Here is a 23420-nt window from a genome sequence, read left to right on the forward strand (position 1 = left end):
GATGACGACCAACGTATCAGTGACTGTGAACGGCGAGAGGTACGATGTACCGGACGTCGAGCCGCGCATGCTGCTTTCCGACTTCCTGCGGGATCGGTTGGGTTTGACGGGTACGCACGTCGGATGCGAGCACGGGGTGTGCGGGGCCTGCACGATCCTGGTGAATGGTGACAGCGTGCGGTCCTGCCTGATGTTGGCCGTCCAGAGTAACGGCAAGGAGATCGTCACGGTCGAAGGACTTGGCTCACCGGAGCATCTCAATGAGCTGCAGGCTCAGTTCCGCGAGCATCACGGGCTGCAGTGCGGTTTCTGCACGCCGGGCATGTTGATGACCGGCGAAGATCTGCTGCGGAAGTATCCGCTCGCAACCGACGAAGATATCCGGGAAGGGCTCTCCGGCAATCTATGCCGCTGCACCGGTTATCAGAACATCGTGGCGGCGATCAGAAGTGCCGCCGCAAAGCGCTCGGAGAAGGCGTCATGAAGTTGAATTTCCTGCCCGCGGGCCGCCTCCGCATGAAGAAGAGCATCTACGTGCCGGGTGCGGACCGCAGCGAAACTATCGATCTTCCCGTCAGCTGCACGCTGATTCGGCACAAGCAGGGCAACGTGCTGTTCGATACCGGTTGTCATCCCTCTGTGGTCGATGACGCCGAGGGCCGCTGGGGACCACTCGCCAAGGTCATGAGACCGATGATGAACGCAAGCGAGACCTTGCTGCCGAGCCTCGCTTGTACCGGGCTCAAGCCCGGCGATATTGATATCGTCGTGAATTCCCATTTCCACCCCGACCACTGCGGCTGCAATCAGTTCTTCAAGAAGGCAACAATATTCGCTCACGCGAAGGAGATCGAAGCTGCCAGGGCTCCGGGTGCCGAGGCGGTGGGCTACCTGAAAGCCGACTGGGACTACGGACAGGCGATCGAGCCCGTGAGCGGGGAGAAGGATTTGTTCGGGGACTCCAGCCTCGTACTGGTGCCGCTACCAGGCCACACGCCGGGGATGCTCGGAGCGCTCGTTGGGCTCGACCGTGAAGGCCAGTTCCTGCTCGCCTCCGACGCAGTCAGCCTGCGGCAGAATCTCGATGCCGACGCCGCTCCGCGGAACACTTGGAACGTCGAGCAACAGTTGCGGACCTTCGAGGAGATCAGGCGAATCGAGAAGAGCGGGGCCACCGTCATCTGTGGCCATGACGACCAGCAGTGGCAGGGCTTGCGCAAAGGATCAGAAGGCTATGAATAGCGATCGACGCGCAGGCCCCTCCGACGTCCTGAGACCTCGAAATGTGGGTGCGCCGATCAAGCGCACAGAAGACCCGCGTCTTCTGACCGGGAACGGCGAATACACTGCGGACCGGAAGCCTGACCGACCCCTCCATCTTGCATTCCTTCGTAGCGGTCAGCCGCATGCGCGGATCGCCCGCATCGATACCGCCGCAGCGCAGGCGGCGCCGGGTGTGTCGGCCGTTCTCACAGCTGAGGACATTGCCGACGATTTCAAGCCGGTGATCCCGTTCTCGCGGATGCCGAGTTACTACGCGACCCCAATCGTGCCACTAGCTTCCGGCAAGGTCCGATATGTCGGCGAGGCCGTCGTCGCGGTCGTCGCGACCTCACGTTACCTTGCCGAAGACGCACTTGAATTGATCGATGTCGAGTACGAACCGCTTGGCGCGATTTCCCGCGCGGAATCGGCCGTCGTCGACGACGCGCCGCTTCTTCATGAGGCTGCCGGCACCAACGTGCTGATTGCTCGTGAATTCAAGAAGGGCGATGTTGCGGCTGATCTGAAGGCCGCTGCAGTTAGGGTAGGCGGCCGCTTCGAAATGACGCGCAAGGCGCCGCTCGCGATGGAGCCGCGGAGCTACACCGCCGAGTACGACAAGCGTCGCGACGCCATCACGCTCTACACGTCCTCGAACATTCCCGGGATCGTTCGCGATGCGGTCTCGGAATCGCTTGATCTTCCGGGGCACCGCCTGCGGGTGGTTGCGCCCGACGTCGGTGGGAGCTTTGGGTCCAAAGGGTCGCTCTATCCGGAGGAACTCCTGATCTGCATCACGGCGCGCAAGCTTCGCCGATCGGTCAAATGGACCGCGGACAGGCTCGAAGACGTCAGCAGTAGCAGCCAGGCCTTCGCCGAGGTCGTCGATGCGGAGATGGGGTTCGACAAGAATGGCGTCGCCACCTCGCTGCAAGCGGACGTAATCGGAGACGTGGGCGCTTACTCGATCTATCCCTGGACCTGCGGTCTGGAGCCTGTCCAGGTCGTGAGCTTCCTGCCGGGCCCGTACAAGATCGGGTCGTACAGGGGCGCGGTGCGCGGCGTTGCGACCTGCAAGCCTCCGACCGGCCCCTACCGGGGGGTCGGTCGGCCGATCGCGACTTTCGTCGCCGAGCGTCTGATGGACCTCGGGGCCAGGGCGCTCGGGATCGATCCGCTCGAGATCAGACGTCGCAATCTGGTTCGAGCCGAGGAGTTTCCATATCGGATCGCCTCCGGAATCATCTGGGACAAAACTGGCTTTATCGAGTGTCTGGAAGCAGCGGCCGAAGCGGCTGGTTATGACCAACTCCGGAGAGAGCAGGCCGAGGCACGCAACCAGGGACGTCTGTTCGGTATTGGCATCGCTTCCTACGCGGAATTGACGGGTATCGGCTCGCGGATCGCCGTGGCGCCAGGCATGCCGATCAATACGGGCTCAGAAACGGCGAAGATTACGATCGACTCGACGGGCGCCATCACCGCCGCATTTGGTGTCGCTTCCCACGGCCAAGGCCTTGAGACCACGTTGGCCCAGATCGTGGCCGACGACCTCGGAGCCCGGTTCGAGGATGTTCGGGTCATCCAGGGAGATAGCGACGAGGTGCCGATGTCGACCGGAACCTACGCGAGCCGCAGCGCAGTGCTTGGAGGCGGCGCGGCGAAGCACGCGGCGAAAATCCTTCAGGAGAAAATCCAGCGCGTCGCCTCGCACCTCCTGGAAGCCAACGCTGACGACATCGAGGTGACCGACGGTAAGGCCATCGTACTCGGTACCGATCGCATGGTGACGTTCAAACAGATCGCCAAGGCCGTCTATTCCGACATGAAGACGCTGCCGGTCGATGCCCGCGACGAATTGAGCGCGACCTACACCTACGATCCAATTAATGGGACGACCGCGGCCGCCACCCACATTGCCGCGGTAGAGATCGATCCAGCGACCTGCTTCGTGCAAATCCTGAAGTTCGTCGTCGCCGAAGATTGCGGCCGGATCATCAACCCGATGATCGTCGACGGGCAGGTGCACGGTGGAGTGGCGCAAGGCATCGGTGCCGCGCTGCTCGAGGAATTGATCTACGACGAAGATGGCCAGCTTCTGACCGCCAGCCTCGTGGACTACGTCATCCCGTCCGCGCCCGAGGTGCCGGTCATGAACGTGGTCCATGTCGAGAGCGAGTCTGCTGTTACGGGCGGCTTCCGAGGCATGGGCGAGGGCGGCACGATCGGCGCGCCGGCGGCGATTGCGAATGCGATCGCCGATGCGCTCTCGCCGCTGAATATCGACATCTCCATCCTTCCAATGACGCCAGAACGCGTTTTCCAACTGATGGAAAAAGCCAAGCCTAAATCGAAAGGAAACGCTGATGAATAACTTGAAAGGACGTGTCGCCCTTGTGACGGGCGGCGGACGCGATGTGGGTGCGGCCATCTCCAGGATGCTTGCCGAACACGGAGCAAGCGTCGCGGTTAATTACCACAGTTCGAAGACTGAGGCCGAGGCAGTGGTTGCCGAGATCGAGAAGGCTGGCGGTAAGGCGAAGGCCTATCAGGCCGACATCGCGAATGCAGACGTCGTCAAGAAGATGATCTCTGACATCAAGGATGATTTGGGCGGGCTGGACATCCTGGTCAACAACGCCGGCCTGGTGTTCCGCAAACGCTTCAGCGAAAGTGCTCCGGACGATTGGAAGAAGCAGATCGATACCTGTCTTTACGGTGCGTTGAACTGCTCCCACAGTGCGGGACCTTTGCTCGAAGCTTCTGGCCACGGGCGCATCATCTCGATTATGGGCGACTCCTCCAGGGTCGGCGAATCCGGGCTCGCACTGGGTGCAGCCGCCCGCGCTGGCACGATCGCTCTGATGAAGTCGCTGGCCAGGGAATGGGGCCGATCGGGTGTAACCGCAAACTCGATCTCGCTGGGTCTGATCGAGACGGCCCACGACAAGTCCTGGGTTGATGCAAATCGTGACAAGTTGGTCAAGGCCTATGCGATCCGGCGCCTCGGACTGCCGTCCGATGTCGCGCCTCTCGTCACCCTTCTCGCGTCCGATGCCGGAAGCTGGATCACCGGCCAGGTGATCAGCGTCAACGGCGGATACAGCATGGTCTGAGGGAGGAGGGCATGCTTCACGTCGATCTTATCGCGCCTATCGCGACGCTTCTCGAACGTCACGCGAAGCAACGGCCGAACCAGGTCGCGTACTGGGATTCGACTCGATCCGTTACCTACGGGCAGCTCGCCAGCCGGACCGCGTCAATTGCAGCTAATCTGGCAAAGGTCGGTCTGCGCGACGGCGACAAGATCGCGATCTACCTGCCAAACGGGGTCGATTGGATCGAGGCATGCTTCGCCGCGCTGCGGGCCGGCGCGATCATTGTCCCGATCAGCTACGACGCGGCGGAAGGCGAGATCAGCTATCGACTGACCGATGCCGAGTGCGGGTTCATCGTCACGACGGTCGCCAGGAAGGAACTGACCGGCAAGATCTTCAGCGATGCCGCTATTGCGCCGATGTCTGTTTTCGCGGGGCCAGGCGCGGAAAATTCAGGGATCTCGCTTGCTGGGCTTGCGGTAGGCGGTGATGCACCACCGGCCGATCCCGAGAACATCGATCGTTCGTCCTTCATCATTTACACGTCCGGGACGACCGGACGGGCTAAGGGCGTCCTGCTGTCTTTGCGCGGCATGTTGTGGATCGCGGCGTCGTGCTGGGCACCGATCGCCGAACTGACCGAGCAGGACGTCGTCCTGTCGCCGCTGCCGCTCTTCCACTCGTACGGCTTGAATCTATCGGTACTGAGCGTGCTCTCCATCGGTGCGAGCGAGCACATCATGGAGAAATTCTCGCCGCAGCAGACACTTGATCTGCTCCAAACAGGAAAGTATTCGGTCCTTCCTGGCGTGCCTACGATGTTTCACTATCTCTTGCATCGCGCGCAGGAGACGGGCGTCGAGCGTCTTGGTACAATCCGCCTCTGCATTTCCGCTGGCGCCATCATGCCGGCGACCCTCAACCGCGCGTTCGAAGAAAGGTTCAGAACCCGCCTGCTGGATGGGTACGGCATCACCGAAACCTCGACCATGGTAACGATGAACTGGTTGCATGGCGCCCGACCGATGGGGTCGTGTGGCTTACCTTTGCCTGGTCTGGCCGTGCGCATCGTCGATCCGTTCTCGGCCGAGGACGTTCCGATCGGTGAGGAGGGCGAATTGATCGTCCGTGGCCCAAACCTGATGTTGGGCTATCATAACAAGCCGACGGAGACGGCTTCCGCGCTGCGCAAAGGCTGGTACCACACAGGTGACCTCGCGAAGTCAGACCCATCCGGCTACCTAACTATCACGGGCCGGATCAAGGAGCTAATCATCCGTGGCGGCCAGAACATCGCGCCCGCCGAGATCGAGGAGGTCGTGGTGCGGTATGCCCAGGTCAAGGACTGCGCGGTCGTCGGCGTCAAGCATGCGACGTTGGGAGAGGTTCCTTGCCTCTTCGTAGTTGCGAAGGAAAGCGAGTTCGACGTCGCCGCATTGATGGATCACTGTCGCGCGCATCTGTCAGCCTACAAGATCCCCGAGGCGACCCATATTGTTGGCGAAATTCCGAGGACGGGCTCCGGGAAGATCATGCGCTTCAAGCTGGTTGAAGCGTTGAACCAGGCTTGACCGGCGATCGACTCATTCGACGGAGCGCGGGCCGAGTGCACCAAATGACCTGGGATCGTACGCCAGCCGGTACCGCATGTCGGCGGCAACGATCGGTTGCTTGCAGCGGTCGCAGTCCACCGAAGGCTGGAAGTCATGTCCGCATTTGAGGTGAGTGAGTATCAGCGGAGGCTTCCCCTTCGAGAGCCAACGGTCGCCCCATCGCAGCATCGCGATGAATGGACCATAGAGGTCACGCCCCATGTCGGTGAGAAGATATTCGTATCGATCCGGGGAACTCTGATATTGCCTTCGGTAGAACACGCCGCTTGCGACCAGGCGGTTTAGTCGATCGGTTAGGATGTTCGGCGCGATCGCAAGCTCGGTCAGTATCTTGTCATACCGACGGTTACCGAAGAAGCCCTCGCGGACCACCATGAAGCTCCATTTATCACCGATGATCTCTAGTGCGCGCGACACGGAGCTCGGACGACCAAGAACAAACCGGCTTCCATCGGAAGGTCGCCTCGTATTACGGCCTGACTTGGCAGGACTGCGTCCTGCGCCGGGACCATCGCGATATTTCGCGTCCCGAGCCCCAACACTTTCTCCGCAATGGGAGCACGTAACGATGGGATGGCTGTCGCAGCCGCAGTTGTTGTGAATGAGCGTCAGCGGCGGAGGCTTACCCTTGGACAGCCATCGATCTCCGAACTGCATGAGGGCGATGAAGCTCGGATAGAGATCGAACCCCATCTTCGTCAGCCGGTACTCCTTGCGCTGGGAGGATCCGGGCGCGACCTGACGAAAGATGGCGAGCTGGGTCAGCTTCTTCAGGCGGTCCGTCAACGTCGCGCGTGGGAGCCCGAGCGCCGAGCGGAATGCTTCGAACGTCTGCGTTCCGAAGAAGGCCTCGCGGATGATCAGGAACGCCCAGGCGTCGGAGACGATGTCGAGCGTACGCGCGACTGAGCAATTGCGTTCGGTTCGACCGACCGATGTCCGGAGCGCCGCGGGTGACCTTGGTTTGGCCGAGGCTTTGGCTGTCAGGGTCTTGGCGGTAGCTGGCATTCCGGAACGTCCATCCATGCAGACACCGCGACTGCGGTGGCCCTCGAGAACTGCGCACCTCTAGCACATCGGCGCGATTGACTCGTCGTAAAAATCAGTCTAGTTACGCATGTTACATTAGTCTAGTTATGCTAGTGATCAATCTGAAGTCAGCAGCATACGAACGCCTGGGGAGGAGTGTCATGAAGCTGAGAATCGGAAGCGTCCTGATCGCGACGGCGATGATCTTGACGGTTAATGGCAGTGCCGGAGCCCAAACGACGGCTATCTCAGACGGTGTCGTGAAGATCGGGGTGCTGACCGACATGTCGGGGCAGTTCTCGCATGAGTCGGGCGAGGGCGCGGTAACGGCGGTGAAGATGGCCGTCGAAGACTTCGGCGGCAAAGTGCTTGGCAAGCCTATCGAGGTGCTCGTTGCCGATCACCAGAATAAGCCGGACACAGCTTCGGCGCTGGCACGAAGGTGGTTCGATGTCGATCACGTCGACATGATCGGCAACCTGATCAATTCCTCTATTGCGCTCACCGTTTCCGGCCTCGCGAAGGAAAAGAACAGGATCGCTATCATTAACGGCTCCGGGTCGTCCCGCCTGACAGGGGACGCCTGTACGCCGAACAGCGTCCACTATGCTTACGACACTTACGCGCTGGCGCGTGGTACCGGCAGCGCACTCGCTAAGGACGGCAAGAAGTCGTGGTATTTCCTAACGGCTGACTACGCGTTCGGACACGCGCTCGAAGCCGACACTTCTGCCGTCGTGAAGGCGCTGGGTGGCCAGGTCGTCGGATCGACCCGCTATCCACCCGACTCCTTCGACCAGTCCTCGTTCCTGCTGCAAGCGCAATCGTCGAAAGCGCAGGTCGTGGCGCTGGCTGGGTCCGGCAATGTCCTGGTGAATTCGATCAAGTCGGCGCAGGAATTTGGTATTCCGGCTGGAGGTCAGACGCTTGCGGGCCTCTTGGTCTGGATCACCGACATCAAGAGCATGGGCCTCTCGGCCGCGCAAGGACTGGTTCTCACCAACGCGTTCTATTGGGACCGTGATGATGAAACCCGAGCCTGGTCCAGGCGCTTCTATGAACGCATGAAGCGTATGCCGCATATGGGCGACGCTGGAGACTATTCGTCGACACTGCACTACCTGCAGGCAATCCAGGCCGCCGGCACGGATGAAGCGCAGGCCGTCATGAGCAAGATGCGCGAAATCCCGATCAACGATTTCTTCGCCAAGAACGGTCGGATCCGAGAGGACGGTCGCATGGTGCACGACATGTACGTCTACGAAGTCAAGAGGCCGTCCGAGTCGAAGGCGGACTGGGACTTCTACAAATTGCGAGAGGTGATTCCCGGCGACCAGGCATTCCGTCCACTGAAGGACAGCGCCTGCCCGTTGGTGAAGAAGGACTGAAACAGAGCGACAACATGGGCCCGGGGTGTGGTCGCATCCGAGCCCGAACCGAAGGAGGCCTCGTGATGGATCAGGAAGTTATCGCCGCGAGTTCTACCGGATCCGGGAAGCAGATCCGGTCTGGTGCCGAGTACGTCGAGAGCCTCAGGGGGCGGAGGTTGAAGGTTTATCTGATGGGCGAGCGGGTAGAGGAGCCGGTCGACCACCCCATCATCAGACCGTCGATTAATGCGGTCGCAAGAACCTACGACCTTGCCAACGAGGACCCGGAACTTGCCTCTGCCGTCTCGCCTCTGACCGGCGATCGCGTGAACCGCTTCCTCCACATCTCCGCTAGTTCCAGCGATCTTGTTATGCAGAACAAGATGCAGCGCCGTCTCGGGCAGCTAACGGGCACCTGCTTTCAACGTTGCGTCGGCATGGATGCCCTCAATTCCCTGCATTCGGTAACATACGATCTCGATCTCAAACACCAAACCGCTTACCACGCGCGATTCACGAAGTTCCTCGCACGCGTGCAGAGTGCAAACGTGGTCATCGGCGGTGCGATGACCGACGTGAAAGGCGATCGCGGCAAACCGCCGTCACAACAGGCGGATCCGGATCTCTTCCTGCACGTCGTGCGGCGTACCCCCGATGGCGTCTACGTTAGCGGCGCGAAGGCGCACCAAACCGGCTGCTTGAACTCGCACTGGCTGATTGTGATGCCGACGATGAGGCTGGAGGCCGCCGACAAGGACTATGCCATCATCGGTGCGATTCCGGTTGACGCTGAGGGCATAACCTACATCTACGGTAGGCAGTCCTGCGACACTCGCAGCGCTGAAGAGGGAGACATCGACGCCGGCAACACGCAATTCTCGGGTCAGGAGGCGATGATTATCTTCGACGGAGTCTTTATCCCAATGGAGTTTGTCTTCCTGGATGGAGAAGTCGAGTTCGCCTCAACGCTGGTCGAGCGATTCACCTGCTACCACCGTCGCAGCTATGTCTGCAAGTCGGGGGTCGGCGATGTACTGATCGGCGCCGCGGCCACCGTCGCCGACTACAATGGCGTGGAACGGGTCTCGCATGTTCGGGACAAGCTCGTCGAAATGACCCATCTCAACGAGACGATCTACGGGACCGGTATCGCCGCGAGCCACCAGGGGATTGCCATGAATTCGGGGGCGTACCTGCCCGATGAGATGTTGGCGAACGTCTGCAAGCATCATGTCACGCGTTTTCCATACGAGATCGGCCGCCTGGCGCAGGATCTGGCGGGCGGCTTGATGGTTACACTCCCCTCGGAACGGGACTTGCGGCACGAGACGATCGGGCCCCTGGTCGAGAAGTACCTGAAAGGCCGTCCGGAGGTTGCGACCGAGGACCGGATCCGGGTTCTGCGCCTGGTCGAGAACATGACGCTCGGCAGGAATGCGGTGGGATATCTCACGGAATCCATGCACGGTGCGGGCTCACCACAAGCGCAGAGGATTCAGATCGCCCGCTCGATGCAAATCGAGTTCAAGAAGGAGCTGGCAAAGGTGCTGGCCGGCGTGACTGATGCGTCGCGCGAAGAAATCTCATGCGACGTTTCCACCTACATGGAGCGCGTGTTCGCGCCGGTCCGCAATTGAATCGGGAAGCGTAAGGTCAAGAAATCGGAGAAAGTGCAATGGCGATGACGATGAGCGGGGAGATCCAACTTGCCGCGCCAAGGGAGGTGGTTTGGGAGAAGCTGAACGACAGCGATGTCCTGAAGGCTTGTATCCCCGGATGTGAAGAGTTGGAGAAAACCGACGGGCAGGGTTTTCGCGCCGTTGCCAAGATGAAGGTCGGCCCGGTGTCCGCCCGGTTTCGAGGGAAAGTCACATTGAGCGATCTCGATCCCCCCAGCGGATACAAGATCTCGGGTGAAGGTGAGGGTGGCGTGGCAGGCTTTGCGAAGGGAGCCGCCAAGGTTATTCTTGTCGAACGTGAGGGCGGCACGCTGTTGAGTTACCACGTTGACGCGCAGATCGGGGGCAAACTGGCGCAGCTGGGCCAACGATTGATCAATGGGACGGCCAAGAAGCTCGCGGACGAGTTTTTCGCCAATTTCGCACGATCTCTCTAGTTATCTTCCCTCTAAACTCGAGTGTGGTGCCAAGCCTGCCGATTTGCCTGTCGAGCAGCCCACCAAATTTGAATTGGTCGTCAACCGCACCACCGCAATGGCGATCGGAGTCCGCATTCCGTCATCACTGCTTGCCCGCGCCGACGAGGTGATCGAATGACCACATCTGGCCCATCGCGACCAATGCACCCGACCACCCATCTGTCCGCTCTGAAGCCGGGCCACTGTAGCGATTGATACCCGAAGCGAAAGTTGCAGTTCCTCTCTTTCGCCGATAGCTTTGATCACCGGACCAGTAGGCTTGCTGAATATGGATTGCCTTGCCGCCGTATTTCGCGACATTGACCTCCCGCTATCGATCGAACCCATTGTAATCGATGAACCGGGAGCAACCGAGCTGCTCGTGCGCATCGCGGCGGTCGGACTCTGCCGCACCGACTATCACGTCATGCGCGGTGAACGCCGCGTCGCGATGAAACCAATGGTACTTGGTCACGAGGCGGCCGGCATCGTCGAAAGGACGGGCCGACAGGTTGTCGGGATCAATCCCGGTGATCATGTGGTTTTGACATTCATTCCGGGCTGCGGCGTTTGCCGTTGGTGTCGCCAAGGTCTGCATCACCTCTGCGCGCAAGGTCCCCGGATAACTCAAGGCCCGCAGCTCGACGGAACGTATCGGAGACGCGACCGTGAAGGAGTTGCAGTCGGCAGTTTTTGCATGATTGGCGGCTTTGCTGAGTATGCCGTGGTCGATAGAGGTTCGGTCGTTGTCATTGACAAAGACGTTCCGCTCGATCTCGCAAGTTTGGTCGCGTGCGGCGTGCCGGCAGGCGTAGGAGCGGCGCGCTATCGCGCCCGAGTGAAGAGGAACGACACCGTGCTTGTTGTCGGCTGCGGCGGTGACGGCATGAACGTCATTCAAGGCGCGCAGCTATGTGGCGCCTCACAGATCATTGCTGCGGATATCGTTCCCGCCAAGCTGGTTTGGGCTCGAGAGTTTGGTGCGACCGACACGCTCGAGCAACAGGGCGAGGAACTCACCAAGGCCGTGCTCGCACTCACCGATGGTATTGGCGTGAACCACGCTTTCGTATGCATCGACCCACCAGCGACGCTGTTACCGGCCTTCCGCGCGACCGCCAAGGCGGGCAATGTGGTTGTTACGGCGCTGACGCCCGACACCGTTTCCGAAATAAGCATTCCGCCGCTCGAACTATGCGTTTCACAAAAGGCGATTATGGGCGCGGTGTATGGTTTTGCCAGCCCAAGGGTCCAAATCCCGGAGCTTTTGTCGCTTTATCGTCAGGGCACATTGAAGCTGCGCGAGCTTATCACGCAGACCTATCGTCTTGAGGACATTAATCTCGGTTACGCTGATCTCCAAGCGGGCAAGAACTTGCGAGGCGTCGTACGGTTTGACACGTGAGTTAAACAAGCCGCGTGCTACCGCTTCTGGCCCTAAGCGGCGGTTAGAGGATGACCGCTTTCCCGCCGCTGTCAGGGGCACAGCGAACATCAAGCGAACGGGCCGCGAACGCCGTCTTTGACCCAACTCGGGCATTGGCCCTAGCCCAAGAGCAAGGCCCTGTGCTTTGATCCTTGGAACGGAATCGACCGATCTCGGGTGCTGTTGTTGCCCATAATCGCGTGGAACGGCGGCTTGCGGCAATTCTGGTGGCGGATGTCGCCGGCTACAGCCGCCTGATGAGCGCGGACGAAGAAGGCGTCTTGGCTCGGCTCAAGGCTACCAGAAGGTCCCTCCTGGACCCCACCATCGCCGCGCATCGCGGGCGGCCAGCGTCGTTGGTGCCGCCAGAGGCGCCATCGAGGTGCAGCGCGGCATGGTTGAGCAAAAAGCCACAGTGCCCCAGGCCACGCGCATCGAATTTCGCGTCGGCATCCATGTCGGCGACATCATTGTCGATGACAACGATATCTTTGGCGATGGCGTCAATATTGCCGCCCGTCTTGAAGGGATTGCAGAGCCGGGCGGGGTTTGCACGTTCTCGCCAAGGTGACCGGTGACTACGACAAGACCGGTCTGCCCGATCCGCTGGAGCTCCGCTCCTACTTCACGCTCGCGGGCGATGCGATCGCCCAGCTCGTGATTGTTCCGGTCAAACGCCCCTGAGCGCCGTCTACGCAGCACCACGCTCGGCCGATCCGTTCTGAGAGGGGAGGGACGACCAGTTCTGCGGTCTATGCAAAGGATACAAATCTCGAAGACCCGCTGGCCTCCCTTGTCGTTGGCGAACGCCCTGACCCGGTCGTGAAGGAAGGCTGGGAGCGGGTGAAGTTGACACACGCCAGCCTCAACCGGCAGATCCGATCTGAGTCCTTGATTTATATCAAGCCCACGATAGTGCGCGTCTCCACATTTGGCCCGACGTCAAGGAGCATGGTCCTCAACGTCAGAAAGGTAGCGCATAATGAAATTGGTCCTTGTTTCGGCAGCACTCGCGATCGCGGCCGTTACGCCTTGTGAGGCGCAGGTTGAGTTGAAGACGTATGCAAACCCAGACGGCTACATTGATGTTCAGGCTCTAACGTGTGCCCAGCTTGCCAACACTTATCAGGAGGATGCTGATCATCTCACAGCCTGGTACAGCGGGTGGTATAATGGGCTTGCAAAGAAGCACATGATGAAAGTTGATCGCGCCAAGGATCTAGAGCACGAGATCATCGTTTATTGCAAAGCGAACAAGGACAAGAAAGTCATCCAAGCCATTGATGTCGTATTCAATCAATATCGAGATCAAAATGGCATTAAGATGAAAAAGTGAGGGACCCGTTGCTCACCATGAGGGATGTACGGCAGCCGGCGTCTGCAGAGATGACGCATCTGGAGTCATGGACGCCCGCTGCTTTCCTCAATTAGCGCCGAAATGCCTCTTGTGACACTCGAGTACCTCGAGCAGCTCTCATCGCGTGGCCGGTGGCCGGCTGAGCCTTGCGATAGTGAGGTTTGTGTTGATCTCTGCAACGCGTTGGACAGTGGTGCATCCTTTGTAAAACGCTCCCTCTCGTCACATCGTTCCAGCCTCTGGTCTGGAAGATTGCCTGCTGGTTTTACTGAGCGTTAGACTAGAGGGCGCCTTCCGGTATAACCGCGCTACATTTCCCCGTACCGCGCAAACGGTCGCCACGTACCAACTGCGGTCATTCCGCGAGCGGTATCCTGACGTAAAACGTCACACCGCCCTTTGCTCTATTCTCCGCGAATAACCGCCCGCCATGCGCCTCGACAATAGTTCGTGCGATGGATAACCCCATACCCATGCCGTGAGGCTTTGTGGTGAAGAACGGTTCGAACACATCCTTGAGTTTTTCCTTGGGGATGCCAGGCCCCAAGTCCGATACCGAGACCTCGGCGACGTTGCCGTCACGCGCGCTTGAGATGGTAATTCTACGGTCAGCAATCGACACGTCTGACATCGCATCCATCGCGTTGACAATTAGATTAAGGATGACCTGCTGTAGTTGAACCACATCACCCCTGATGGGAAGAGGCGTCAGCCCGATAAGATTTGCAAGATCCGCTTTTCGAGCAATCGCCAATGCAGCGAGAAATTGGAGGGTGTCGCGCGCAACATCGTTGAAATCGATTCGCTTAAACTCAAGTGGCTCTCTCCGGAGCAGGCTGCGCAATCGACCGATGACATCATTGGCTCGCTGGTCGTCTCGGCGAATATCCGCAAGGATTTCTGCAACCTCGTCAAGGTCGGGAGAGGTCGACTTGATAAGCACTTCCGCCGCTTCAGCGTTGGTCAAAATCGCCCCGAGCGGTTGATTAAGTTCGTGCGCGATTGTTGTCGTAAGTTCGCCCGCCATGGAGTATCGGTTGATATGCGCAAGTTCAGCAGAGCGTTGCCGAGCCTGCACTTCGGCAACTTGACGACGGCGCCGCTCAAACAGCAAGACACAAATCAGCACTGCCTGAAGCAGCACGACCGTGGAAATCATTGCAATCTGCCAACGATATTGCTGCCATGCGGTGCGATCGCGAAAGACGATCTCGCTCCCCAACGGTAGCCGGCTTTCGCTAATCCCCCACCGCTTAATTTCACGCCAATCAAATCTTGGCGTCGAAAACGGTAGAGGAGGTACTCTAATGTCGCTGGGAGTCTCACCCCCGAGGATTCGAACCACAACGGCGGCTGCCGTTCGGCTTGTGTCGTACACCGCATTGAACGGGCCACCAACAATGCCTTGCCCGATGAGTGGCTCAGTATAACCAAAAATGGGAGCATTGGCGACCGCATGAAGTTTTTTGAACGCGTCATTGCCATCGTGCACAACGCCTGCCGCATCCACACTCATTCCTTCCCAGATAATCGCGGAATGCGGTGGCAGCCGAGCAGCTTCTTTCGAAATGTCGTCGAATGACAAACTGTCCCAGAATACAAATTCAACGTGGTGCGATAAACGCGCAGCTTCCTCGTGAATGAGGTTCGACCAGAATTTCTCATTGGGAGATGTGCCATTGACGACTGCGATATGTCGGGTGTCGGGCAACACCTTCAGGATATTCGCGATCACGGCCTTGTAGTCGATCTGAATGGGTACGACCGCGTCGTTCCGCGTAAGACTGGAATATTGGATGCGACGTGACTCAAGAGTGGTGAGGACCATCGGAGTGGACAAGAAGAGCTGCCCCCGGTTTCGTTGCACAAACGCTGCAGCCGGCGCGCCTACGCTTACGATCACATCGGGAGTTTGTTCGGCAAATAGAGCAGCGAGGTACTCGACGAAGGGTTTTTCTAATTTGCTATTGCTGTAGCGAGCCGAGATCACCGATTGGTCGGTAATAGTCAGCGGCCAAGGCGACTGGCGGTTCAGTTCCTCGCGAATGCCTCGAGCATAATCGCTCCAAGGCCTCATCTCTGTACCAAACGAATGTAGCAGCAAAACCTGCTTGCTATCGGCGGCCAGCGCCACCGGTCCAGTAGATATCGCCAGCAGAAAAAGGACAACTCTGACAGAGCTTGAGAGGCGGTGCATATACACAAAAGCGGGCTGGAGATCGGAGGCTAGGCTTGCAAATGTTTCTTCGCGATACAAGGCCCGCTTCCGTGCGAGATCGATCTCGGCCTTAATTCTTGACTTTGCCTCATGGGATTATCCCGTAATACTACGGAAACGCCCTCGCTGGCGGGCATCCCTGAACCAAGTCAATCTGATCTCCGATGGCTGGTTTAGGAACAATCTTCCTCGCCCCTTCGGAGACCAGAACTTACCTTTACAGATTGCCTTCGATTTGCGGAGCAATACAGAATTGAGGCCGCTAGAGCTGATCTTACACCAAGACGGTGCACCGTTCTAACTAACATTTCACGAGGTTACTACGGTCTAGCATGTCAACTTGAAATCCTTTCCTCACCTGCCAAGGAGGAGGATCGCCGAGTCGGCGGCTAATGTCCGCATCGGGTCCAAAACGCGAAGGACGCCACCCCAGCAAATCTGGTCCGGTATACCCCGACGAGCGGACTCCATCGAGCTATGCCGCCTCTTCGCCTCCGTGCCAGAAGTGGTCATTGGTGCTACTAAGCGAACTGCTATCGCTGGGTGCCGCGCACCTCCACTTGCTGGCCGCCGGGCACCATTACTTGTCGCGCGCAATAGGAGCGAAATCGAACTCTCCGTTACCTTGCAAGACGATGAAGTTGGCGGATGTATCGCCGATGTTGGTCACGCGGTGTGGCCGTTTCGGCGCAATAGAAAACGTCTGCCCAGGGGACAGGCGCGCCTCCTCGATTGGGCCGCGCAGCTCAATGCGAATGGTCCCGGACACAACGTGGAGGGTGTCCTGAACATGATTGTGATAGTGCCACGGCACCTCCTGGGTAGGGCTGATCTGCATCTCGGTGATACGGAAATTAGGCCGTACCAAGTGATGTACGCGGCGCTCGGCTTCGAACAGCTTGGACGTATCCGTCACGACGTTCATGGGTTGCTCCCGGTCTTGCTGACGACAGTTTCGGCACTGTCAGCCTAACTGAGAGATACCAGCGTGCCACGCCAGCTCCAAGAGACGGCGGTACTACCTCTGATCGTGACAGATGCGCTGAAACGAGGCTCGGCGGCCATCGGCTGGGACAAATGTCACGGTTTGTCATAATGAAGGCAGTGCAGAACCGATCGCGACGAGTGCCCTCAGCGCTGCCGGGTGCCGAAGCCGATGTCACGCGCCAGAACGATGGCCTTTGCACGCGTCTTGACGCCGAGCTTGCTGAACACGGCGGACACGTGATTACGCGCCGTGCGTTCGCTGATGCCGAGCCGCGAGCCGATCGTGGCGTTGTCGAGCCCCAGCGCTATCAGCTCCAGCACCTGGGCCTCGCGGGGTGTGAGGTCGTCGACGAACGTTGCCCCCGCATCGATCGGCACTGACGCAGTCGCAGGCAGGAAGCTGTCCAGTTCGGCGGCCAATTGCTGCCAGGCAGGCTCGTTCTCGATTAGGACGTGATTGCGGCTCTCGAGGGGCACGAAGCGAGCATCTGGAATGAGTGCGGCAAGGAATCGTCCTTCTTCGAACGGTATTCTCGCATCCTCTCGCGCGTGCAACACCAGCGTGGGGCACTTGATCCTGGGACCGAGGGAACGATTGTCTGTCCCAGCCCAATGTGCCCTGAGCAGCTTAGCGGCGTTCGCGGGAGTTGTCGTTTGCCGCATTAGGTCGTTGAAAGCGCGAGCTTGCTCGGGTGTTGCATCAGGTATCAGCTGGGACGTGTGGAGCTGACGAAATGCAGAGTTCTCGTTACCCCAGCCGAGCTCAATCAACTTGAGTTGGGCCTCGGCCTCCTGCAATTGCTCGGGAGTCGGGTCGCGCGCTAGTCGCCCCCGTGTGGCGCAAGCGTGAAGGACGAGATGGGTCACCCGCTCAGGGTGGCGCACAGTGTAGTTGACTGCAACTGCACCTCCGGTCCACAGGCCCAGCAGAGCAAACCGGTCACACTTTGCTGCTTCGACGACGGCCTCCAGATCCTCGATCTGCCGCGGCAGAGTGAAATCAGCGCAATCGCGATCTGACAAGCCAGTGCCACGTGGGTCGTACCGGATGAGGGTGTTTCGTCGCGACAGCATCGACAACCAGCTGCGACGAACGGGGTTGTCCCAATCGAGCCGTAGATGACTGATCCAATGCGCTGCCGTGATGACGGTCGGCCCCGTGCCACATGTCGCAAAGCCGAGGCGGACGCCATCGCGGCTCGTGCAGAAACGGATCTTTTGGCCGCCGTCTTGGGACATGGCAAATTGTTACGTGATGGTTAGTCACCCGGCAATGTCCGACTTGTGTCATTTGCGTCGATATGGCCGCGCGTCGACCCTGTCCGGTCTACCCCCCGATGGCCGATATTCAGACAGGTGTTGGGGTCGGTCGGTAAGGGCCACATCCGGACATCCCTCAAACAAAACTCCTGGCGCGGTGACCCAGCGCTTTGTGCATCGGAAGCTACGCGGCAACGTTGCGTTACAGCCTTCCGCTGCCGTTCTCTCCGGCCGTGCAGGCCAATTGCCCGCTGCTCCCGCTCAGTTCGTCCGGTTCTGCACAGCGACCAATCCAGGCGGGACGAGTTGTTTCATCCTCGAAGCCAGGTTCCCTACGTTCAGCGTGCCGAGGCCGGCCGCAGGGCTGTAGCCATCGCGTCCCGAATAGAACCAGTTGTCACCGGTCGAAATGGTGTTCAGTACGGCGCCGGGCCCCCGAGTACCGTCGAGCGCTGCCAACCCATAGAGCAGCGGATTGAGAAGGCCGAGCCGGCGTCCGGCGCTCTGCGATAGCAGAGCCGTAATGCCGGCGAGCTGCGGTGCCACGAAGCTCGTACCTCCTTCTCTCGACAGGACTGCTAACCCGGTCGTATCGGACGTATAGAACACGACGTATCCCGTAAGTGGATCGGCGTTGAGGGAGACATCGGGCAAGTTGCGTCCACGGAAATGCGCGGGAAAGACGAACAGGGTTTGCGGCGGCGCCGTGTCCACCTCACTGAGCACCTGGTCCGGTTGGCTGGACCGCACGCCCGCGGTTACCAGCTGATAGAATGGCACCGGTGCAAAGACGCTAACGCCTCCGCCTCCGCCAACCGGAAAGATGCCGCGGGTGATTGGATCAACTCGAAGTGCAACCGCAGAGCGGTTGCAAATAATCCCAGCTCCAGACGCGTTCCGTCCGGACGTTAATGGACAACGGGCCGCTCGGCAGCGCGGCGACAATAGTGACGGGGAGGGTTGTCCCCCCAGCCGCAGTGATGGCCGTATCGGCGGCAGGAAAGTCGACGCTCAACGGCGTCGTGAACGTGCCGATGCCTAATGTCCCTCTCCCGATAGCGCCGGCCAAGTAGTAGGCACCGTAGTCGCCGCTGTCGGCGAACAGGCTCTGGCCCTGCAACGCCGCCGCCACGAAGAGTTCATGCGCCGCTTGTGCAAAGGTGACGACTTGGCCCGAGAACGGATCTGCGACGTCTGAGGCTAACACGCCATTGGCAAATGCCTCCCAGGCATCCCAACTGCTGGATATTGAATCCGCGTTGTTGCTTTGAATTGCCTCCGCGAAAGCGTCCACCCAGCCCTGAAAGTTGTTCGGCGCCTGATAGACAATTATTTTTGCGTCCGGGGCGACGCCGCCGGATTGCTCGACATCGAGCGTAGTTTCGACTGAGCCGGATGCATCGCTTGGTGCCCCCGGTCCGCCATCGATATTGACCACGATGAGCCGATTGGGATCGACCTTCAGATTGAGGGAGTTCCAATAGCCGAACGCATCGCTCGGAGTGAAACTCGCCAGAGTGACGATGCCGATGGTCCGGCCATGGCCCATGATGCCTCGCTGATAGAGCGGGTTGATATTGTAGCGGGCGGCGACATCAAGGACGGTCAGAAACCCAGGATTACCCACCGGCGCACTGTCGGCGCCGGCGACCGCGCTCCACTGGACGTGCGCGTTAGCAAGGCTGGCCCGTGCTCGGTGCACATTCGAATGGAAGACAGGCTTGGTCGAGAGACCGACCACGGTCCCGACCGCGGACGCGATCTCGACTGGCACCACCGGTCGGGTGTTAGGGGCGCGGAAGGTCACGGCTGGCGCCTTGTCGGTCGCGGGCTGCTGGAACTGATGCAGGCTCGTCTGGAACGCCTGCTCCATAATCGTCGGCGTGCCGGTGGCTCGCAAGGTTGTCGCCGTTGTTCGCTCGACGGTCAGTCCGTGTCCACGCAGCGACGCGATGACGGCTGTCACGGTCTCCTCGGTCGGGCCGAACCGGGCCTGAACTTGAGCCGGAAGCATGAAGCGCATGTACATCGGAACGTTCGGTGTGGAGACCCGGCGCATCATGTCCTCAGCCCCGGCTAGGTCCCGTAGCTTCAAGGTAATCGTCACCGAGATTGTTTGGTCGCCGACGCGACCTGTGAGCCGGCCCAAATCTACCGGCTCTCGCGAAGCCGCGTAAGCCGACGCAGTACCGAGAACGGACATCGCCACAACAACGGTGCGGACACCAAGGAAGATCATAGTCCCCCCCCTACGTCAGCTAATTATTCGTTTAACACTTTTCGGTCGCGTCACTTTCGCACTACAACTTGAATTTGCGCTGATCGCAACATCGGTTCCGACCGGCGTCAATCGAAATTTGCTAACCGCGGCAGTCCGACGGAAGCCCTCAGCGCTGTCTCGGTGGCATGCGCGAGATTACCGCGTGTCGTGGGTGTGGATAGGGTGTTTGGCGGTCCACCGCTTCCCGCCGATTTCGTAGTTTGTTTCAATTTTTCTCCTTCGAACCGGCGCTGGCGACGAGCCTGAAAGACGTCCTTAGCCAGAGACCACAATCCGTCGACAGCACCTTCAGCGCGATCAGCACCCCGTTGAAATAAATCGGCGACGCGCCAGGGCAGATCACCTGTGTCTAGCCGTTTCACTTCGCCCTTCCATGCGCATCACAAGTCGCGAATCAAACACAGCAATCCGATTCTGGGAGAGGCGGCGACGGAGAGGACAAGGCAAAAGAGGACGGTCTGAGCCGTGATGGCCTGCGCTCGCGAGGCTTCTTGATGATCTCTCGAAGGTCGTTGGCGTACTCTTCGATGATCCGCCGTGCCTCTTCTAGGCGCGTGGGATGCTTCGTCTCATTTTCGGTTTGACCGGTTCTTTCATTCCAGGATGTTTCAGCCCGAGCTCGGCGGCCACACAGTTTGTGCCCACCACACATGGCTCAAATGGGCCTCCGGTGTTCTGAGGGCGTGACCACTTTCAGACCTATACGACATTTCAATAGTCGAGCGCCGCGCGGCCCCGCATGGCTGTCTTAAGAGACAACCGGTGGCGGAGAACTCCGGGCAACCATTTGGGCCATCTGCCACTGGCACAAACTGCATAGCCCTCAGAACCGGTATCCTCGTCCCAACCGTTGCCGAGAAACTGAAGGCGCGGCTGACCCGCATTTTTTCGACATCCGGGATTGGTGCCGACCTCTACCCCGACGAAGAGGGGCTTGAGCTTAAAAACCTCCCCGATGCTAGGGTCGAAGCGGCGACTTCGCTGATTGACCTTGCCAGGAATACAGACCGGAGAGCGGGACATTGCGATTGAAGTCCGCACGGACGACGGCGGTTGGCGGCCCTTCGCCTGCTAGCGAGAAGTACCGCCCTAAGCGTGCGCCCGATCCCAGGCAATCGAGAAAAGTAATCCTGTTTCTCAATTGCGGGCCCATTGCTTTGGCCGTCTAATCGCACATGGCGAGCAAAGCTGGAGTAGACTTCCTCTAGTCCAGCCCTCGGAAGCGGGCCACCTACCTCGGAAGCACAGGCAGGGGGCCCGCGAGGGCTGGCGCGCGCCACCGATACCCCGCGAGAAGAGCATTTCAGAGGGGTAGACACATGGCATTGATTAAATGTTGGGAATGCGCTCGCGCAATTTCTGACAAAGCGATGGCTTGTCCATTGTGCGGGGCGCCGGCGAACGGATCACCTTCAAGCGAAGCGGCGCCGACGGCACGGGTTGCCGCACATTACGATAGCTCAACCGACACCTTCACTGGAACCATGGCGCTTATGACCAAAGTGGCGATGAGCGCTGTGATGCGATTAGGGTGGAAGCTCACCGCGGCTAACGAAGCAATCGGACTTGTGACTTTCGAGACCAGAATGAGCTTTGGGTCCTGGAGCGGAGTGTCGTGCTCCCTGAGCATCGAGGAGGTGGCTCCCAATCGATTCCGAGTTAGTGGATCTGGTAAGCAGAACGTTCGCGGCGGCCAGCTTTTGGCCATTGATTTTTTCGGCGAAGCCAAGAGCAAGGTAGACAAAGCTATAGCCAAGATGAAGGATATAGCTCGGTAAGCCGGCGCTGCCCTTACGAAATCGACACAATCTGCTCGGGTGGCATGACTCGCATGTGGCGCGCAACGCGTCGAGCACCGCTCGATCATGTCGTGCAGCCTGTCTACACTTTGTAGTTTGTTTCACACAGCGGCGAAGCGCGATAAGATTTCTTAAGGGGCTGCCCCCGGAACGTGAGAAGCAGCGCCCGGAACGGAGATCAGATTGCCAACGTCGTCTCAGCGTTTGCAATGGTCGACCGAGATGCTGCCGGAGCGTGTGCGGTTCACCACGTTCCGTGAGGAGTTTACGCGACTGAACCTCGCCTTGGACGTGATAGATCACAGCGGCGGCCGCCCGCGTATCGACGTCACCTACTTGTCGCTCGGCGCGGTTGGCGTTTGTCGCCTTGTCGCGACGCCAGTGGAGTTTATTCGTCACAAGCATCACCTCAAGGATAGCCGTGAACAGTTTGGACTGAACATCGTCGAGGCTGGACCGGTCCAATTTGCCAATGCTGGCCAAGAGCACGCCTATGATGTTGGCTCTGCTTGTTTGGTTGATCGGGGAAGGCCGCTACGAGTAATTGCACCACGTGATGGGAGCGTTATTTTCGTAACCGTGCAGGCTGCCGCACTTAGGTCTCTGGTTGCCAACCCGGAAGATCTGGCAGGTCGGCCAGTGCGTTCCGGACCGGCGCTGAAACTCCTCAACCGCTACCTGCGGTCGCTCACATCCTTCAAAGAACCGCCGTCATCAAAACTGGCCGCCACCGTCAGTGTACATCTCCTCGACCTTGTAGCCGCGACGCTCGGGCCGACCGACCAAGCAGCAGACATCGTTACGGAGCGCGGTGTGAAGGCAGCAAAGCTTCAGGAGATCCTTGCGGAGGTCGCGCGGCGCTCCAGCGATCCCAATTTCGATCTGAACAAAGTCGCTGGGGCGATCGGTATGTCGCGGCGATACGTGCAACAATTGCTCGACGAGGGGACCGGAAAGTCGTTCACCGAGCACCTCGCAGCATGCCGGCTTGATCGTGCCTTCGCGATGTTGACTGACCCGCACCATCCGCATTTGGCCATCATCGATATCGCGTTTGAGGCCGGCTTTGGTGACGTTTCTTATTTCAATCGCATGTTCCGCCGGCACTTCGGCGACACGCCCTCAGGTGTGCGCGCCGCATCGACCATGCGGGCACAGAAGTGATCCTGCCAACGACGCCACTGAATGCGAGTATTTGCGGCCTTCGCGAATGTTTGTGAACTGCGCGAACACCCTTTCTTTAACATCATCGAAGAGGCGCATGCCGACATCGCAGGAATGAGCGCTAGACGCGACATAGATCATTCGGCGACTTGTCAATGTCCGCTCCGGGTCGATATTGTTGAAAAAGTCGAAAATAATACTGGTTCAAATATCTCGTTGAAATCAGCTCGGATTGAATCCCGACAAGCAAAGCCTTCACGGTAGACCTAGGGAGATCACACAGCGATCCTGCGTAGATTGACGTGGTCCCCCGCATCTGATGGCAACGACTGCACCGGATGCCCTTAGAAAATAGGCATCCGCGCCACACAGGACTTTTTCAACAATATCAGTCAAAAGCGGAAATCGGAACGGCCCT

19 protein-coding genes and 1 pseudogene are annotated in these 23420 nt (G+C 59.3%); 14 read left to right on the top strand and 6 right to left on the bottom strand.

Annotated features, from left to right (window positions below; translation table 11 throughout):
* The first annotated feature begins 1 nt into the window (after position 1).
* From JQ586_RS22240 to JQ586_RS22260, 5 genes are read left to right on the top strand one after another with little or no spacing between them, the layout of a single operon-like run.
* Entirely contained in the window at positions 2-484 is a 483-nt protein-coding gene (locus tag JQ586_RS22240; protein ID WP_212396750.1) for a (2Fe-2S)-binding protein, read from the top strand.
* A complete protein-coding gene (locus JQ586_RS22245; protein ID WP_212396789.1) occupies positions 481-1242 on the top strand; it encodes an N-acyl homoserine lactonase family protein in 762 nt (253 codons plus the stop codon). The genes JQ586_RS22240 and JQ586_RS22245 overlap by 4 nt, the downstream gene beginning before the upstream one ends.
* 43 nt (positions 1243-1285) lie before the next feature.
* Positions 1286-3637, top strand: coding sequence for a xanthine dehydrogenase family protein molybdopterin-binding subunit (locus JQ586_RS22250; RefSeq protein WP_312016995.1), 2352 nt, complete (start codon positions 1286-1288; stop codon positions 3635-3637).
* Positions 3630-4379 carry an SDR family NAD(P)-dependent oxidoreductase gene (locus JQ586_RS22255; protein ID WP_249147926.1) on the top strand — a complete coding sequence of 250 codons (750 nt, stop codon included), beginning with the start codon at positions 3630-3632 and terminating at the stop codon, positions 4377-4379. The genes JQ586_RS22250 and JQ586_RS22255 overlap by 8 nt, the downstream gene beginning before the upstream one ends.
* 11 nt (positions 4380-4390) lie before the next feature.
* Complete coding sequence (locus JQ586_RS22260) at positions 4391-5932, top strand: class I adenylate-forming enzyme family protein (RefSeq protein ID WP_212396751.1); 1542 nt, start codon at positions 4391-4393, stop codon at positions 5930-5932.
* Positions 5933-5944: 12 nt separating this feature from the next.
* Here JQ586_RS22260 and JQ586_RS22265 read toward each other — a convergent pair whose 3' ends face one another.
* Positions 5945-7000: a winged helix-turn-helix transcriptional regulator gene (locus tag JQ586_RS22265; protein ID WP_249147927.1), complete on the bottom strand. Its 1056-nt coding sequence runs from the start codon at positions 6998-7000 to the stop codon at positions 5945-5947.
* Positions 7001-7164: 164 nt separating this feature from the next.
* Here JQ586_RS22265 and JQ586_RS22270 point away from each other — a divergent pair, with 164 nt between their 5' ends.
* From JQ586_RS22270 to JQ586_RS22300, 6 genes and pseudogenes are all read left to right on the top strand, one after another.
* Positions 7165-8391 (top strand): ABC transporter substrate-binding protein, encoded by a 1227-nt coding sequence (locus tag JQ586_RS22270; RefSeq protein WP_212396752.1) that lies wholly within the window; start codon positions 7165-7167, stop codon positions 8389-8391.
* 65 nt (positions 8392-8456) lie between these two features.
* Positions 8457-10010, top strand: coding sequence for a 4-hydroxyphenylacetate 3-hydroxylase family protein (locus JQ586_RS22275; RefSeq protein ID WP_212396753.1), 1554 nt, complete (start codon positions 8457-8459; stop codon positions 10008-10010).
* Between the two features lie 38 nt (positions 10011-10048).
* Positions 10049-10489 carry a carbon monoxide dehydrogenase subunit G gene (locus tag JQ586_RS22280; RefSeq protein WP_212396754.1) on the top strand — a complete coding sequence of 147 codons (441 nt, stop codon included), beginning with the start codon at positions 10049-10051 and terminating at the stop codon, positions 10487-10489.
* 310 nt (positions 10490-10799) lie between these two features.
* Positions 10800-11915 (top strand): Zn-dependent alcohol dehydrogenase, encoded by a 1116-nt coding sequence (locus JQ586_RS22290; protein ID WP_212396793.1) that lies wholly within the window; start codon positions 10800-10802, stop codon positions 11913-11915.
* Between the two features lie 278 nt (positions 11916-12193).
* Positions 12194-12489: pseudogene (locus tag JQ586_RS22295) on the top strand (adenylate/guanylate cyclase domain-containing protein); the annotation flags it as partial.
* Positions 12490-12918: 429 nt separating this feature from the next.
* Positions 12919-13272, top strand: coding sequence for an HdeA/HdeB family chaperone (locus tag JQ586_RS22300; protein ID WP_212396756.1), 354 nt, complete (start codon positions 12919-12921; stop codon positions 13270-13272).
* Positions 13273-13648: 376 nt separating this feature from the next.
* Here the strand turns inward: JQ586_RS22300 and JQ586_RS22305 are convergent, their stop codons facing one another.
* The 5 genes from JQ586_RS22305 to JQ586_RS22325 all read right to left on the bottom strand — a co-directional run bounded on the left by JQ586_RS22305 (position 13649) and on the right by JQ586_RS22325 (position 19997).
* A complete protein-coding gene (locus JQ586_RS22305; protein ID WP_249147928.1) occupies positions 13649-15550 on the bottom strand; it encodes an ATP-binding protein in 1902 nt (633 codons plus the stop codon).
* A 541-nt stretch (positions 15551-16091) separates the two neighbouring features.
* Positions 16092-16436, bottom strand: coding sequence for a cupin domain-containing protein (locus tag JQ586_RS22310; protein WP_212396757.1), 345 nt, complete (start codon positions 16434-16436; stop codon positions 16092-16094).
* 206 nt (positions 16437-16642) lie between these two features.
* The gene (locus JQ586_RS22315) at positions 16643-17737 is read right to left on the bottom strand and encodes an alpha/beta fold hydrolase (protein WP_212396758.1); all 1095 of its coding nucleotides are present in this window, start codon (positions 17735-17737) and stop codon (positions 16643-16645) included.
* Positions 17738-18019: 282 nt separating this feature from the next.
* Positions 18020-18472, bottom strand: a complete 453-nt coding sequence (locus JQ586_RS22320) for a hypothetical protein (RefSeq protein ID WP_212396759.1) — start codon at positions 18470-18472, stop codon at positions 18020-18022.
* 127 nt (positions 18473-18599) lie between these two features.
* Positions 18600-19997 carry a protease pro-enzyme activation domain-containing protein gene (locus JQ586_RS22325; protein WP_212396760.1) on the bottom strand — a complete coding sequence of 466 codons (1398 nt, stop codon included), beginning with the start codon at positions 19995-19997 and terminating at the stop codon, positions 18600-18602.
* Between the two features lie 804 nt (positions 19998-20801).
* On the opposite strand from JQ586_RS22325, the gene JQ586_RS41585 reads away from it, so the two are divergent.
* From JQ586_RS41585 to JQ586_RS22335, 3 genes are all read left to right on the top strand, one after another.
* Positions 20802-21071 carry a DUF6894 family protein gene (locus JQ586_RS41585; protein ID WP_409411006.1) on the top strand — a complete coding sequence of 90 codons (270 nt, stop codon included), beginning with the start codon at positions 20802-20804 and terminating at the stop codon, positions 21069-21071.
* Positions 21072-21358: 287 nt separating this feature from the next.
* On the top strand, positions 21359-21817 hold the full coding sequence (locus JQ586_RS22330; RefSeq protein WP_212396761.1) for a hypothetical protein: 459 nt from the start codon (positions 21359-21361) through the stop codon (positions 21815-21817).
* Positions 21818-22021: 204 nt separating this feature from the next.
* Positions 22022-23002, top strand: a complete 981-nt coding sequence (locus tag JQ586_RS22335) for a helix-turn-helix transcriptional regulator (protein WP_212396762.1) — start codon at positions 22022-22024, stop codon at positions 23000-23002.
* Positions 23003-23420: the final 418 nt, after the last annotated feature.

Source organism: Bradyrhizobium jicamae (assembly GCF_018130215.1).
Classification (GTDB): Bacteria; Pseudomonadota; Alphaproteobacteria; order Rhizobiales; family Xanthobacteraceae; genus Bradyrhizobium; species Bradyrhizobium jicamae_A.